This is a genomic window from Vagococcus zengguangii (assembly GCF_005145005.1).
GTDB lineage: Bacteria > Bacillota > Bacilli > Lactobacillales > Vagococcaceae > Vagococcus_A > Vagococcus_A zengguangii.
Map to the genome: position 1 here is coordinate 1,765,073 of NZ_CP039712.1, position 14,422 is coordinate 1,779,494.

Below are 14,422 nucleotides of genomic sequence, written 5' to 3' on the forward strand. Positions count from 1 at the left end.
ACGCGACTAATAGCGTGGGTATGGCCATTCTGTTTGGCCTTGAGATTTAGCTAATTGGGCTTGTTCTACTTCTGCAAAAGCCGCGTCATCCCACAATAATTCGAAGACTTCTTGCGTTTCATCTTGTAAGAAATCCATCAAGTCGCTTTCGCCTTGCTCCACTACTTGGTATAAATATTTAGCAATCGCTTCGATCGTGCCTTGCTTCATGCCTTTTTTCCCAGCGTAAGGTAATACTGCTAAGTAATCATGAGGGTCGCCTTGGTACTTGCCTTCAGGTGCTAATAAAATCGCGTCTTCAAATTCAATCACTTCTTCTTCCGACTCAATGCCGTCTAAATCAGCAATCGTCACACTTTGATTATTATGTGCGTATAACACCACCATCACTTCAACTGTATGCTCTTTGGTGTTCCAATCAATCGCAAAGTCGTAGTCTTTCATCTCTTTTTCTAATTGTTTATCTAAAAATTCCAACATGTTCTTTTTTTTCATGGTTGTTACTTCCTCTCCTATTGGTCTTCCCTATCATACTAAAAAAACGCGCTTTACGCTAGATTGCTAACGTGTCTCGAAATTCAATAATGGTTCCCTCTGGTGCCTTCACCTTAAATAATCGACCACCTTCAACTGAATAAATCTTGCCACCGTTTTTTTCTAAAAAAACCACTCCTAAAGTTTCCAATTCGCTTAACATCATTTCCAACTCATCCACATATAGACAAAAATGTGGTATTCCACAAGTTTCTTTGTCATATGCTGCCAGTGCTTGTTTACCTGTTTGTAGTTCGATATAAAAACCATTTAGCTCTAGCCAAGTATTATACTCGCGCCCGTGAAAACCGGCTGTTTCTTGTTTTAATTCAAAACCTAGTGCTTGATAAAAAGCTAAACTCGCTTGATAATCATTGGTTTGAATGCATAAGTGATGGACAAATTTTTTCATCATGTGCTCCTCAAATTTGATACTCAAATCTTACCACAAAGCACGCCAATTAAGTAGTAAACTTACTAGTTAAAACGTGCCCTATGGTATAATAGAGGCAAGAATATTTCAAAGGAGGTCGTCTCATGCAACAACCGTTAGCTTTTCGCATGCGACCACGCAATATCGAAGAAGTCTTTGGACAACAACACTTAGTCGGTGAAGGCAAAATTATTCGCCGCATGGTTGACGCCAAAATGTTGTCTTCGATGATTTTATACGGCCCACCAGGCACCGGTAAAACCAGTATCGCTAGTGCGATTGCCGGTTCAACGCGTTATGCTTTCCGTATGTTGAACGCCGCAACCGATACTAAAAAAGATTTACAAATTGTCGCCGAAGAAGCCAAAATGAGTGGCACAGTGATTTTACTGCTTGATGAAGTCCATCGTTTAGACAAGACGAAACAAGATTTTCTCTTACCTTTCTTAGAAAACGGCAAAATTATTATGATAGGCGCAACAACTGAGAATCCTTATATTAGTATCAATCCAGCGATTCGCAGTCGTTGTCAAATTTTTGAAGTCAAATCGCTGAATGAAACCGATATTCAAGCGGCCATTAAGCAAGCACTAAGTGATGAAGAACGCGGACTTGGTCTTTATCAAACCCGCTTAACAGACGACGCTCTGTTGCATTTATCACGGGCAACCAATGGTGATTTACGTAGCGCCTTAAATGCTTTAGAATTGGCGGTCAAGTCAACGCAACCTGACGAAGACGGCACGATACAACTAACACTTGCAGTCATTGAAGAATGCGTCCAACGCAAAGCCTTAACTCATGACAAAAAAGGTGATGCCCACTATGACGTGATTTCGGCCTTGCAAAAATCTATTCGAGGAAGCGATGTTGATGCGGCCATGCACTATTTAGCTCGTTTAGTTGAAGCCGGCGATTTAGTAAGTATTTGTCGACGTTTAATGGTGATTGGCTATGAGGATATCGGACTAGCTAATCCTGCCGCAGCCGCTCGCACTGTCACAGCTGTCCAAGCAGCTGAAAAATTAGGTTTCCCGGAAGCACGCATTCCGCTAGCTCAAGCGGTCGTTGATTTATGTTTATCACCAAAATCAAACAGTGCCTATTTAGCAATTGATGGTGCTTTAGCCGATATTCGTAACGGATTGGTCGGCGAAATTCCAGCCCATTTAAAAGATAGCCACTATAAAGGCGCAGCTGACTTAGGACGAGGCGTTGGCTACCAATATCCTCACGATACGCCCGACGCTTGGGTTGATCAGCAATATTTACCAACCGGTATGACTAACAAACATTATTATCAGCCAAAAATGACGGGTAAATATGAACAAGCCCTAGCTCATCGTTATCAACATTTAGAAAAAAACAAAAAAAATCGCTCATAATGTTTCATGGTTTTCAATTTATTCCTAAAGTACCAATGTTTAATAATCGGATCATTAATCTACCAAAAGAAAACCTTTTCATTTGTAAAATTTCTTGAGCAATCTTCATTGCCTGATTATTTATTTTATGCTACCATTGGGTTAAGGAAATCTGTAATGTGCGCGTCGCTTCACTTCTGTGTTGACCGAACATTTTTAGTATTATATCGGGATTCAAACTGATTAAAAAGAAAACAGGCCTTTTCACTTGGAAGTTTGACGTTTATTCTATGAAACCCACCTGCATTACTAGCGGGTTCAATACTACGAAACGACTAACGGCATCGAACGGATTTCTTCTTTATTAAAACAATTTCAAGCAATTTGCCAACTCGCAAATTGCTTTTTCTTTAAATTTTATTATTAGGAGCTTATTTCATGATTAGAGTGTTACTACTATTTTTAATGGCCATGTTAGTGGCTATTGCCTTATTATTAAAAACTAAAGCAAAAGGCATCGCCCAAGTAGCTGGCTCGGAGCAAGCGAAAATAAGTATCGAGAAACTCTTCAAAAGTTTTTCAATTAGCTTAATTATCTTGGCGATTTTAGGTTTGGTCTTTGTTTATTTCAATTCAAAAGCTACGGCATTGATCTATATTGCAATCATTATGTTAACTTCTGCATTTTATAGTATCAGTTTAGCTAAGCAAATCGATTCAAAATAATGATGGTAAAGTTGGTGATGACAAATGGACGGCAATCAATATAAACGAATTCTAGTCGCAGTGGATGGAACAGAATCCTCTGAAAAAGCCTTAAAACAAGGCGTTGACTTAGCAAAAAAATATCATAGTGAACTGTTTATTGCCCATATCATTGACACGCGTGCTTTTCAAACACTCTCTTCATACGATGAAGAAACCGCTCAAATTGCTAGTTCAATGGCCAATCAAACTTTGGCCGAATATGCCATCGAAGCGAGCAAAGCAGGTGTCCAACATGTTACCACGATTTTACGCTATGGTATTCCAAAAAAAGTTCTCGCATATGATTTAATCGCAGAACATCATATTGACTTGTTATTACTAGGTAGCTCAAATCTTAAAACCTTTGAAAAACTATTTTTAGGTTCGCTCAGCAATTATTTAGCCAAACATGCCACTTGTGATGTGGTGACGATAGATTAGTATTTATGAAACATAAAAAGCGTTTTTCCAAATGTTGGAAAAACGCTTTTTTATTAGCACTAAGCAGAACATGTCCTCAAGTACCTTATCCTACAATCATCAGTTCTTTGTTGTAGTGATTTAGGTTTTCATATCCGTCTTCGGTGGCAATAATTAAGTCTTCAATACGGACACCGATGTCGCCTTGGATATAAATTCCTGGTTCAATGGAGAAGATATTACCTGGTTCAACAACACGGTCGTTAGCGGCTGAAACATCCCCTGCTTCGTGACATTCGATTCCGATAAAGTGACCTGTACGGTGCGTGAAGTATTCACCGTAACCTTTTTCGGTAATATAATCACGAGCGGCTGCATCAATTTCGCTAAATTTCACGCCTGGTTTAACGGCTGCAATCGCGCGTTTGTTTGCTTCTAAGACGATTTCATAGATGTCACGATGACGGTCTGATACTTCTTTGTAGAAAACAGTACGTGTCATATCCGAACAGTAGTCATTTTTTACGCCACCAATATCAAGGATGACTGCATCCCCTGGTTTCACACGATCGTCATTTGTTTCGTGATGAGGATCAGCTCCGTTTGCCCCATAAGCCACAATTGGTTCAAAGGCCATCCCAGAATTACCTAATTCCTTATATATTTCAGCAAGTTTTTCCGTCATTTCTAATTCTGTTAATTCTTGTGGCAACAATTTAATTAAGCGACCAACCGCTTCATCATTATCACGTGAAGCTGCACGCATTAGTTCTTTTTCTTCTTCCGTTTTGTGAGCACGGACATCATCCATCACCTCAGAGCCTAAAACAAACTCACTAACTGGTTGACCCGTTTGTTGCATTAAGCCAAGTAAGAATTTAGCCGGCCACGTTTTATCAACCCCAATTTTACCTGCTTCTAATTGGTTGGCTAAAATTTCAATACCGTTATCAACATCATCAATATAAATAATCTCAATACCTAAGCTGCTCTTAATTTGGAACATTTTGTTCACTACTAAGCTATGTTTTCCATCTTCACGAATGACTAAGGCTAATAAACGCTCACCGGGATGAATCCATTCCCCTGTTAAATAAAAAATTGCCGCTGGATCACTGACGATAATTTGATTAATATGGCGTTCTTTCATTAATGCCAAGACATTGGTTAAACGTTCTTGTTTCATATTATTTCCCCCATTTCTTATTTCGCACCTTAATTTTATCACAAAAAGAAAGGACTGTGATAAAATCACACAGTCCTTTGAATAAAATATTAAGCGGATTTCTTCTCGTAGTAGAAGTAACCTGCAAAACAAACCATAAAACATAATAAAATAAAAATAGGAACATATGTTGGATTGGTAGCAATACCACCTACAATAATCATAATACTACCTAAAATTCCAAATATTGGACAAATTAATCCTTTGAATTTGCTCTTGATTTCCTTAGCAACATACATTTTAATTACTTGAATATAAAGTAATGGATAACACACATAGCCAAAGACAATCGCAATTTCACTAATATCACTACCTGGTAACACATTGAATTTCTGAGTTAAATAATGAACAAACATCCAAATTAAAGCTAAGATAAGTGCTAATGAAAAGGATGAACGCGATAATTTCTTTTTAGGATCAATATAAGCCAATTTTTCTGCATTAGGAATCATTTTTTTACTAGCAAGTGCTTGAGGCATACGAATGCTTCCCATTATTAAACCATTGATTACTCCGATAACAGAAATAACGACAAATAATGTAATAATAACCGCTCCTGCTTTTCCAAGCAAAGCTTGACCCACTTGATAAATCGCTTGATCACCTACTGCCAAAATATATTCCGGTCCTAGAATATTGTTCAAACTAACGAAATACAAAACATAAGCTGCCAGTACGATTAATGGACCAATCAACAACGCTAACGGCATGTTTCGTTTTGAATCCTTCACTTCATGACTGATCGACGTCGCAATATTCCAGCCCTCGTAAGAGAACGCTACAGGCGCTAAAGCCGCTAACCAAGCGAATCCTCCAACTGACTTAACTTGTACGGTTGTTTCAGCCACAACTTCAGGACGCCAAAACACACCTAGAATAACAATCCCAATCAATGGAATTAATTTAACAAACGTCGTTAATTCTTGGAAACGACCACCAATTTTTGTTGATAAATAATTCATACCGAAAATAATTAATAAATAAGCTGTTCCTACCATAATTTCTTTTTCAAGTGTTGATTGAATGCCGAGCATAATTAACGTATAAACCCCTGCAACCCACGCAACTACGACCATAATCGTTGGCATGAAAAGGAACGTTTGGAACCAACCAAAAGCACTAGCGATTTCTTTTGAAACAAATTCTTCAAAATAAGCCACCACGCCACCATGACGATTTGTTCTAATTGCTAACTCTGATAAACTTAAACTTCCGAAAATAATACTTAGAGCTCCTAAACATAAAACGAGCACACCTAAAGGAACACTTCCACCTGCGTAACGCAAAATATCATCCGCTTTAAAAAATATACCTGAGCCGATACATATCCCGACAATCATCGTGATTGCCGTCATTAATCCGTATTGTTGCTGACTTTCTTTCTCCATAGCATTTCTCCTAAAAATAATAGATAGGTGAAATTATAGCACATCTCAAGTTTTTAAACAGGTTATTTCCTGAAAAAAATTTATTTTTTTGTAATGATTTAGCAAGTATTTTCTCATTATTTACAAAAAGACTAGCATACCAGGTTATCAAACGTCTGTTATGTTTATCTGAACTATTGACGTATCTCTTTCATTTTCACAAGTGTTGCTTGAATCATATTTAAATATTCCGTTTTATGCTCTTCAATATACGATTCAAAGTATTCACGTTTTTGAGTCGTTAATTCTTTTCCTTCTTTTTGGTTCCCTAATTGGTCATCAACTATTAATTTACCAGAGTATTTCACCTTGGAATCATTTGATTTAGCTATAATTAATTCAATTTTTTGGTCGTTATAAACACCAATAACCAAGTCATTACCTTCGCTTATTTCTTGCCTTGTAATAACCATTAATTTAGTTGCTTCAGTTGGAATCCCATTTAATCCTGTTGGCATCACGTAAGTCCAATAAGTACGCCCTTCTTCTTGTAAAATATAAGCATTGTTGGCCATTACTTGATTTTCATCAATTTTCCAACCTAATGTGGTTAAATTATCACGATAATCTCTTTCAGCCCAACGCATTTTAAAGTTACCCCCCACATATATCATCGCTAAAATACCGATGATAATTAAAGCTACCTTATAATACTTGTTCATTCTGATTTTTTTCGATACTGCTTTTGTCATTTCTGTGTCCTCCCTTAACATTTGATCAAGAGAGATATCAAATAAATCACTAAGCGCAACAATCATTTCAAGATCCGGATAATTTCTACCAACCTCCCAACTTGAAACTGCCGACCGTGAAACATTAAGTAATCCAGCTAGCTGTTCTTGTGTCCATCCTTTTTTTAATCGTTGTTCTTTAATCTTACTTCCAATTTTCATGACATCACCTCTCACCCATATTATTAATAAGGTCTTTACAAAAGTACAGACACTCGTAGTATCAAGCTATCTAGCAGCATGACACGTATCGTATCACGGATAAAATATAGCTTTTTAGACTTCACTAATTTTTTTTTTACTGCTTTTCTTCTAATAATTCTTTCAAAAATTAAAACTATCACCAATATTATTACGTAATAACGAGAAAAACATATCATTGATTCGCTACACAAATAAATAGATTTTAGTTATTTAATATAACAATAAATGTTTGATTTAAATATTCGACATAGATTGCCTTCCATCTTATCTATCCTAGCGATTGTTCATGCTATTTTCAAGACGGTCAAATCGAAGGTACACAAAAAGACCTTCTACCGAAAAATATTCACCAATCTTGAAAATCTGCACACTGTTCCCCTGGTATTACCAAAAAACAATCTTAATGCAGCTTCAATACATTGGCTTAATTATTCAATAGAAGATCCCTCACTTAGTTTATTTTCTTCAGATTAACATATTTGATACTGTTAAGCAATTGCCGATCAAAAATCGGATGATTTTATGGCATTCCCACCAATTCTGACCAATAGAATGGCCCAGCTTTTGATGTCCCCCAAAAGCCAGCAGGCCCCGTCACAAATTTTGGTGACGGATCCACTAAATAATAGCGATGGCCTTGATGTTGCGGTTCATTGAAACTCTTTTCTTCCAGAACATCCGCTGTTACGCTTATTACTGGATGACCTGAACGAATAACTGCCAAGCGAATAGAACCTTTTGGAGTCAGGAAAAAATAACCTAATACTATTATCACTACAACTACCACCACTAACCATCCTTTTTTTCGTTTCATACAACGCCACCACTTTCTAATTTTCTTAGCTCTTACCAACTAAGTGCTTTCGTTTTCCCCACATTGTCATAGACTAAATGTTGCTCTGTTGCCGGCACGCGCAATTGATAATAAATCGGACCAATATCTGGGTAAAAACCGGCTTCGGTAAAACCTTGATCTTTCAAACGATAACTCGCTGCTTTTATTTCAGGTGCTTGAAGTTGGTCATCAAAGACGATTAACTCCGAATTTAATGGCATATTATAAATCGTATGATAGAACCTAAAATAATAGACATTCTCACTTTTCCCTAAATATTCGACATTTTCCTTATAAGTTTGGGTTTCTTTATGATATAAAACAAATTCATCAAGCTCTCTCATATGCTTAATTTTTGGCGTCATTCGCACCATCTCATGATTTTTCTCGCCTACTAGCAAACTTTTCTCAAACTTTTGCGTTATATAAGGAATTTTTTCGATATTACTAATATAAAACTGATAATCATGAAATTTCACCCAAATAAAGACACTCAAACTGGCGATGACCAGTAACGACGAACTAATTGCCCATTTTGATTGTTTTGGATGACTTTTTGTAAAGTAAAGCAAACAAAAAATAATGACAAATCCAAAACACAACATCACTAAAACGAGCCACGCGAGCTGTTGCTTAATAAATACTTCACCTTGAATCCAATCATTAACATCCATCAACATCACCCTTTCGTTAACCTAATTATAGAAGGTTTAACGAAAAAAACAAATAAAAAATCGTAACTCCCATGATTAAGAAGTTACGATTTTGCTTTATTTCTTAACAATCAGTACTTGATTAACAAAAATCAAATCCGACTTAAGATTGTTCCATGTTTTAATTTGCGAAACACTTGTGTTATATTTTTGCGCAATTCGGTACAACGTATCTCCTGCTTTAACTGTATGACGAGAAGTTTGTGATGGTTGCGTTTCTGTTGTTGAACCATTATCGCTTGACTTAGAAGAAACTTTCAATGTTTGCCCGATATAAATCATATCTGATGATAAGTTGTTCCATTTTTTCAAATTAGCAACGGTTGTCTGATATTTTTGAGCGATTCCATATAACGTATCGCCTGATTTCACCTTATACGTTGACTGTTGCGTTTGATTGTTATTATTATTGTTGTTGTTTTGATTATTATTGCTTTGATTATTATTTTGATTATTAGTATTGCTACCAGTGTTACTGTTGTTATTAGATGAAACTAATAAGGTCTGTCCAATATAGATCACGTCTGACGTTAAGTTGTTCCACTTTTTAATATTAGATACTGTTGTGCCGTATTTTTGAGCAATAGCATACAAGGTATCACCTGAGACAACTACGTGTTTGTCTTTACTTGTCGACTGATTATTATTGCTACCTTCATCCGGAACATTACCTGATTCATCAAGGTTAGAATCGTATTGAGTTAAATTATACGTTTCAATAATCATATTTAATTTATTGCCATATTGCGTATCTGTCGCGTATCGACCAGTCAACCATGCTGTTGCATCTTTATAAGAGGCTGTATTACTCTTCCAAGCACCTGAATAGTAATAATTTCCGGTCGAAAAACTCGTATTTTTAAGAACATAAGCATTGTCATTAAATGATTCTTGATAGGACGGATACTTTCTAAAATTTGCTTCAATCCAGTAAGCATTGCCTTTTCCATCATCTTCCCATGTTAGCATCGTAACATATTGGCCATTATATGAACCTTTAATTCCAAATAAATTGTAATTAGGCACCTGGCTAAGTGTGCTCGCCCCGTATCCTGTTTCTAAACAAGCTTGCGCGATCATAACTGAGGCATACAAATCATTAGTTGCTGCCACACTTTTAGCTTGAGAAGCGATTGATTGAACGAAATTTTCGGCATTGCTACTTCTACTAAAAACTTGATTAGTGTAATCTAACTTTTTGGGTAAACTCGCGTCACCTTTAATTAGTGATTGCGTATCTACTTTATCCTCAATAACGGTCTGAGCCTCTTCAGCATGTACCGTGGTCATCGTAGTTGATAAAAATAAAGGTGCCATCATCCATGCTTTGTTATATACTTTTTTCATTCACTTTCCGCCTTTTTATATTTTATATCAGTATTATCGCACAATAACATACGTTTTTTATTTTTATCATCTAGTTGTAAAGAATTTGAAATACAAATGAAAAAACATTATCAACAGTGTATGGCAAGCAACTGCACCGTTAATAATGTTTAGACTTAATTGTAATAGTTTATTCTAGTTAAAAAATGGATTATGTGCCATTTCGAAGCCAATTGTACTTGATCCACGGTGTCCTGGATAGATGGTGTAATGCTCTGGCAACGTGAATAATTTAGTTTGAATACCTGTTAACAAAGTGTCCATGTTCCCCGTTGGTAAATCAGTACGGCCAACACTACCAGCAAATAACGCATCACCTGTCACGACAAATTCAGCTTCTGGAAAGACAAAACTAACCCCACCATGTGAATGACCTGGTGTGTATAACACTTCAAAGTGCATGCCGCCCATTTCATATGTTTTTTCTTCTAACTCAACTTCGGCAGGCTGACACACAATACTCTCCATCGGACGTAAGCCAGAAAGATTTAGTTTATCATCTTGTAACCATGCTTGTTCAAGTGGATGAACTGCCACTGGAATGTCGTATGTTTGACGAATTTCTTCCAATGCACCTATATGGTCATAGTGCGTGTGTGTTAATAAAATACCGACCGGCTTGCGACCGATTTCCTCCACTTTGGCTTTAATACGGTCCGCATCCTCACCAGGATCAACAATAATCATTGCCTCATCGTTATAAATAAAGTAACAGTTGGCCTCAACAGGGCCTGTCGTCATACCTTGAATTTCAATCATTAGACTAGCTCCTTTTCAATATTTTCAACTAATTATCCTAAGTATAACGCAAAAAACAATGAGAACCAACCGATTAAACTAGTTAGCAATGTAATGAAGAATTATATTTTTTAATAGCTCTGTTCCACCTTCAAAGGTTCTTGAATCATAATACTCAATAAAATCCGGTGTAAATGCATAAAGTTGTGCTAAACCAGCATGAGATTCGATTGAATATTTTCCCCAAGCAACGCTGATCCAAGCTTTATGTAATTTGAAAATTTCTTCCGCAATATCTGAAGGTATTTCTATCATTTCGTTATTTTTTAGTAAGTCTAACAGCTCCGCTTCATTTGCTTGCCATGCTTGATACTCCGCTTCATTTAAATTTAGTAATTGCTCTTGCGATAAATTAACCGCTGCTTCCCCGTATTTTTCACGCGCTATTTGTCCGTTTTTTTGGTCTTGGACTACGACCTGTTGTTTGAATGCTTCAAATTTTTGTTTGTCACTCATTTCAATCGCTCCTTCTTTTGCTTGAATAGAATCATCAACCAGTTGTAACAAATTATCTAGTTCAGCTTTTTTAGCTAACAACGATGACCGATGTTCCTTTAATAATGCCAAATAGTCTAGATTGGGATTCGTCAAAATTTGCTGAATCTCCTTAAGCGACAATCCAAGCTCTTTCAAAAACAGTAAGTGTTGCATCTGCTCGACTTCCGCTTCTCCATATATTCGGTACCCCGCATCATTAACATAACTAGGTTTCAACAACCCCATCTCATCATAGTGACGCAACGCCCTAGCCGTCACCCCCGTCAACTCCGCAAATTCCTTAATCAAATACGCCATAAAAACCATACCTCCTATCTGACAAATTAAACAATAAACCATCACGCAACGTCAAGGTCAAGAACAAAGTGATTGAGAACGCGTTAAGCTCCGATATAAATCTCAAATACGACGAAAATATTGCAAATATTTTTGAGAGTATTTAGATTTTTCTGAGGAGTTGCGTTCGAAATCCGGATTAAGAGAGGTGCTTGAGGCATCGTTTAGCTTCAAGTAATATGTATGAAGTGACGAAAGGATTAAAAATCCTTTTGAGAACTTCACCATATTACCGCAGAAGCTGATGCCGAAAGCCCGTTTATCACAAGGTGCTTGAGGTTACGGTTAACTTCCTAGCATTCAAAAAAGAAGTTGAGAGAACTCAACTTCTTCCTTTTATCTTTTCTTCAATTTCCGCGGCCACTTCTTCAATCGAACGTTTATCTGATGAAATCAATTGTGCACCGACTGTTTCATAAACCTCATAGGCATAGCGTAATTCAGCTTCAATTCGTTCCATGCTTGCATAGCTACTATCTTCATTTAAGCCCAAATACTCCAAACGCGCTTTGCGAACTTCTAAAATGGATTCGGGTTTAGCGATTAATCCAAAAATTTTCTCTTTAGGAATATTAAATAATTCTTCAGGTAAGGCTACTTCAGGCATCAAAGGTAAATTTGCTACTTTGTAAGACTTTACGGCTAAATACATGCTTAAAGGCGTTTTCGCCGAACGTGAAATCCCTAAAATTAAGATATCAGCTTTTTCAAAACCCTTAGGATCTTTACCGTCATCATATTTTTCGGCAAATTCAATCGCAGCCACACTCGCCAATTTTTGCTCTGGCATAGTGTAACGCGCACCAGGCTCTTCTCTAGATTCAATCCCCGTTTGGCTCGTAATCAATTGTGTCAAAGGCGACATTAAATCAACAAACCCTAAGCCTGTTCGTTTAGCAAAAGATTGAGCGGATGCTAATAGCTCATGGTTTACCAAGGTTGCTACGACAATCGCCTTATTGTTTAGTGCGCCTCTTAAGGCAAACTTCAAATCATCTTCATTCGTCACAAAAGCAAAACGTCTTACTTCCAGTTCAATACTCTGATAAAACTGTGACTCAACCGCCGAGACAATTGTTTGGGCTGATTCCCCCACCGAATCAGAAATAATATAAACCAACACTTTTTTCATCACACTCACTCCTTACTTATTCATCTTAGCAACCATTATACCCAATCGCCTCTCATTTGACCTTAAACTTGCTTACCTAATTACCTAGTTTATAATGTAAAAAACATCGCCATTGTCGCGACTGTATTTCCTACAAAATGGATAAACATGGAGCAACGCAAATCTTTTGTATACATATAAGTCGCACCTAACACCCAACCGGAGCTAGCGTAAATTAATAAAGCAGGTGTTAAAGCCGCTTCATGCATCAGACCAAAAACTAGTCCTGACACAGCCACCACTAACCAATTACACCAGCGCTTCTTATGGTTAAAGAAATAATTAAAGAAGAACCCTCTGAATAAAAATTCTTCCGTAATCGGTGCAAATACACACGTCATCAACGAAATCGTTAGCGGAATCGCTTTGAAACTCGTTTCAATTAATACTTGGTTTTCTGGTGATTCCATTGGTAAGAAACCTTGAAAAATTATATCCGTCGAAAAATAAACAACCAACATAATGGCGGTAAAAATTATTTTTTTCTTTTGACTCATAACTGACTGATTAAAGCTATTTGGATTACACTTTTCTAATTGTTTACGATAACGAATCACAAAAAACAGCGACACTAAAATCGTGGTCACCACCATGGCCTGAAATGCCTGAAAGTCACTCATCACTGCAGGGAAATTTTCATCTCCTTCAGCTAATAATAATGGAAATTCGGCGATTGCCATCACAATAAAAAACAGAATCAAAAAGAAACTACTCTTAATATAATGCCATATTCCTCCAAAAAACTTAGTCATCTAATTACTCCCTTCGTTCATACACTTTTTTAACTTCCAAATCACGTTAATCCCAAGTATAAAGACACCTCGATTCTTTATCAACTAATAATTATCAAAAAACGGGATTAATTGAAAAATAAAAAAATCACCAAAAACTCTAGCCAAAGAGTTCTTGGTGATGAAATTCTTGCTTATTCTCCTTCTGGTGTCACAACTTCTTCTTCATCAGTTTCCGTTGCCACACGTGGCTCGCTTACTGATGCGATTTGATCATTCAAGTCACCTATAATCTCAAAATCGCCTTTAATGTCTAAGTCACTTAGCATAATCCCTTGACCGATTTCTAAACCTGACACATCCACTTCGATACTATCTGGTAATTTATCAGGCATCGCTGATACGCGCACAGTGAACAAGTCTTGTGTCAACATACCGCCCATTTTCACACCGGCTGGCGTTCCAACTAACACAACGTCCGCTTCTACTTCTTGCGCTTCTTTTAGATCTACCGCCAAAAATTCAATATGATAGATTTTTTGGGTGAAGGTATCCTTTTGAACAGCACGAATCAAAGTTGGGATTTTTTTACCCTCAACTTCTAAATAATACACCGCGTTAATCCCATTACGTTTAACCGCTTTGACAAACTCGATATTATCAACAGTTACTGCTTCACTTTCCATCATTTTACCGTATATAACGGCTGGAATCTCACCTTCCATCCGAATGTTTTTCTTAATAGAACGTGGGCGTAATGCTCTTTCTTCAACTTTTAATAAAGCTTCCATAACCAAAATCCTCCATTCAATTATTTAAAACAAAAATCTTCCTTACACTCTTAATGTTACGTGAGTCTATACTATTAG

At 36.9% G+C, this 14,422-nt stretch carries 16 protein-coding genes and 1 other RNA gene; 4 read left to right on the forward strand and 13 right to left on the reverse strand.

Features of this window, described 5'->3' with window-relative positions; all coding sequences use genetic code 11:
• Window positions 1–6: 6 nt before the first annotated feature.
• Together FA707_RS08305 and FA707_RS08310 are read right to left on the reverse strand one after the other, a co-directional pair.
• On the reverse strand, window positions 7–495 hold the full coding sequence (locus tag FA707_RS08305; RefSeq protein WP_136953790.1) for a DUF3013 family protein: 489 nt from the start codon (window positions 493–495) through the stop codon (window positions 7–9).
• A gap of 58 nt (window positions 496–553) precedes the next feature.
• Window positions 554–949 carry a VOC family protein gene (locus FA707_RS08310; protein WP_136953791.1) on the reverse strand — a complete coding sequence of 132 codons (396 nt, stop codon included), beginning with the start codon at window positions 947–949 and terminating at the stop codon, window positions 554–556.
• A 122-nt stretch (window positions 950–1,071) separates the two neighbouring features.
• Between FA707_RS08310 and FA707_RS08315 the strand changes: the two genes are divergently transcribed.
• The 4 genes from FA707_RS08315 (at window position 1,072) to FA707_RS08330 (ending at window position 3,519) form a co-directional block, all read left to right on the forward strand.
• A complete protein-coding gene (locus FA707_RS08315) occupies window positions 1,072–2,352 on the forward strand; it encodes a replication-associated recombination protein A (protein WP_136953792.1) in 1,281 nt (426 codons plus the stop codon).
• 145 nt (window positions 2,353–2,497) lie between these two features.
• Window positions 2,498–2,690, forward strand: a non-coding RNA gene (ssrS, locus tag FA707_RS08320) — 6S RNA.
• 79 nt (window positions 2,691–2,769) lie between these two features.
• Window positions 2,770–3,057 carry a hypothetical protein gene (locus FA707_RS08325; protein ID WP_136953793.1) on the forward strand — a complete coding sequence of 96 codons (288 nt, stop codon included), beginning with the start codon at window positions 2,770–2,772 and terminating at the stop codon, window positions 3,055–3,057.
• A gap of 24 nt (window positions 3,058–3,081) precedes the next feature.
• Complete coding sequence (locus tag FA707_RS08330; RefSeq protein WP_136953794.1) at window positions 3,082–3,519, forward strand: universal stress protein; 438 nt, start codon at window positions 3,082–3,084, stop codon at window positions 3,517–3,519.
• An 85-nt stretch (window positions 3,520–3,604) separates the two neighbouring features.
• Here the strand turns inward: FA707_RS08330 and FA707_RS08335 are convergent, their stop codons facing one another.
• The 11 genes from FA707_RS08335 to FA707_RS08385 all read right to left on the reverse strand — a co-directional run bounded on the left by FA707_RS08335 (window position 3,605) and on the right by FA707_RS08385 (window position 14,344).
• The gene (locus FA707_RS08335; protein WP_136953795.1) at window positions 3,605–4,684 is read right to left on the reverse strand and encodes a M24 family metallopeptidase; all 1,080 of its coding nucleotides are present in this window, start codon (window positions 4,682–4,684) and stop codon (window positions 3,605–3,607) included.
• Between the two features lie 89 nt (window positions 4,685–4,773).
• Entirely contained in the window at window positions 4,774–6,111 is a 1,338-nt protein-coding gene (locus FA707_RS08340; RefSeq protein WP_136953796.1) for an APC family permease, read from the reverse strand.
• A gap of 173 nt (window positions 6,112–6,284) precedes the next feature.
• Window positions 6,285–7,043 (reverse strand): helix-turn-helix domain-containing protein, encoded by a 759-nt coding sequence (locus tag FA707_RS08345; RefSeq protein ID WP_136953797.1) that lies wholly within the window; start codon window positions 7,041–7,043, stop codon window positions 6,285–6,287.
• Between the two features lie 562 nt (window positions 7,044–7,605).
• On the reverse strand, window positions 7,606–7,899 hold the full coding sequence (locus FA707_RS08350; RefSeq protein WP_136953798.1) for a YjcN family protein: 294 nt from the start codon (window positions 7,897–7,899) through the stop codon (window positions 7,606–7,608).
• Between the two features lie 32 nt (window positions 7,900–7,931).
• Window positions 7,932–8,594, reverse strand: a complete 663-nt coding sequence (locus tag FA707_RS08355) for a hypothetical protein (RefSeq protein WP_136953799.1) — start codon at window positions 8,592–8,594, stop codon at window positions 7,932–7,934.
• A gap of 96 nt (window positions 8,595–8,690) precedes the next feature.
• Complete coding sequence (locus FA707_RS08360; RefSeq protein ID WP_136953800.1) at window positions 8,691–9,980, reverse strand: LysM peptidoglycan-binding domain-containing protein; 1,290 nt, start codon at window positions 9,978–9,980, stop codon at window positions 8,691–8,693.
• 174 nt (window positions 9,981–10,154) lie between these two features.
• Entirely contained in the window at window positions 10,155–10,775 is a 621-nt protein-coding gene (locus tag FA707_RS08365) for an MBL fold metallo-hydrolase (protein WP_168177413.1), read from the reverse strand.
• An 81-nt stretch (window positions 10,776–10,856) separates the two neighbouring features.
• Complete coding sequence (locus tag FA707_RS08370; protein ID WP_168177385.1) at window positions 10,857–11,612, reverse strand: MerR family transcriptional regulator; 756 nt, start codon at window positions 11,610–11,612, stop codon at window positions 10,857–10,859.
• A 361-nt stretch (window positions 11,613–11,973) separates the two neighbouring features.
• Entirely contained in the window at window positions 11,974–12,783 is an 810-nt protein-coding gene (locus tag FA707_RS08375) for a pyruvate, water dikinase regulatory protein (protein WP_136953803.1), read from the reverse strand.
• Window positions 12,784–12,872: 89 nt separating this feature from the next.
• On the reverse strand, window positions 12,873–13,574 hold the full coding sequence (locus tag FA707_RS08380; protein ID WP_136953804.1) for a CPBP family intramembrane glutamic endopeptidase: 702 nt from the start codon (window positions 13,572–13,574) through the stop codon (window positions 12,873–12,875).
• A 173-nt stretch (window positions 13,575–13,747) separates the two neighbouring features.
• Complete coding sequence (locus tag FA707_RS08385) at window positions 13,748–14,344, reverse strand: 50S ribosomal protein L25/general stress protein Ctc (protein WP_136953805.1); 597 nt, start codon at window positions 14,342–14,344, stop codon at window positions 13,748–13,750.
• Window positions 14,345–14,422 lie beyond the last annotated feature (78 nt).

Excerpts from the sequence above, each read along its gene's own strand:
- FA707_RS08335 (WP_136953795.1), bottom strand. The coding sequence starts at position 4,684 with ATGAAACAAGAACGTTTAACCAATGTCTTGGCATTAATGAAAGAACGC.
- FA707_RS08355 (WP_136953799.1), bottom strand. The coding sequence starts at position 8,594 with ATGGATGTTAATGATTGGATTCAAGGTGAAGTATTTATTAAGCAACAG.
- FA707_RS08315 (WP_136953792.1), top strand. The coding sequence starts at position 1,072 with ATGCAACAACCGTTAGCTTTTCGCATGCGACCACGCAATATCGAAGAA.
- FA707_RS08325 (WP_136953793.1), top strand. The coding sequence starts at position 2,770 with ATGATTAGAGTGTTACTACTATTTTTAATGGCCATGTTAGTGGCTATT.
- FA707_RS08310 (WP_136953791.1), bottom strand. The coding sequence starts at position 949 with ATGATGAAAAAATTTGTCCATCACTTATGCATTCAAACCAATGATTAT.
- FA707_RS08385 (WP_136953805.1), bottom strand. The coding sequence starts at position 14,344 with ATGGAAGCTTTATTAAAAGTTGAAGAAAGAGCATTACGCCCACGTTCT.
- FA707_RS08360 (WP_136953800.1), bottom strand. The coding sequence starts at position 9,980 with ATGAAAAAAGTATATAACAAAGCATGGATGATGGCACCTTTATTTTTA.
- FA707_RS08370 (WP_168177385.1), bottom strand. The coding sequence starts at position 11,612 with ATGGCGTATTTGATTAAGGAATTTGCGGAGTTGACGGGGGTGACGGCT.
- FA707_RS08345 (WP_136953797.1), bottom strand. The coding sequence starts at position 7,043 with ATGAAAATTGGAAGTAAGATTAAAGAACAACGATTAAAAAAAGGATGG.
- FA707_RS08375 (WP_136953803.1), bottom strand. The coding sequence starts at position 12,783 with ATGAAAAAAGTGTTGGTTTATATTATTTCTGATTCGGTGGGGGAATCA.
- FA707_RS08380 (WP_136953804.1), bottom strand. The coding sequence starts at position 13,574 with ATGACTAAGTTTTTTGGAGGAATATGGCATTATATTAAGAGTAGTTTC.
- FA707_RS08350 (WP_136953798.1), bottom strand. The coding sequence starts at position 7,899 with ATGAAACGAAAAAAAGGATGGTTAGTGGTGGTAGTTGTAGTGATAATA.
- FA707_RS08330 (WP_136953794.1), top strand. The coding sequence starts at position 3,082 with ATGGACGGCAATCAATATAAACGAATTCTAGTCGCAGTGGATGGAACA.
- FA707_RS08340 (WP_136953796.1), bottom strand. The coding sequence starts at position 6,111 with ATGGAGAAAGAAAGTCAGCAACAATACGGATTAATGACGGCAATCACG.
- FA707_RS08305 (WP_136953790.1), bottom strand. The coding sequence starts at position 495 with ATGAAAAAAAAGAACATGTTGGAATTTTTAGATAAACAATTAGAAAAA.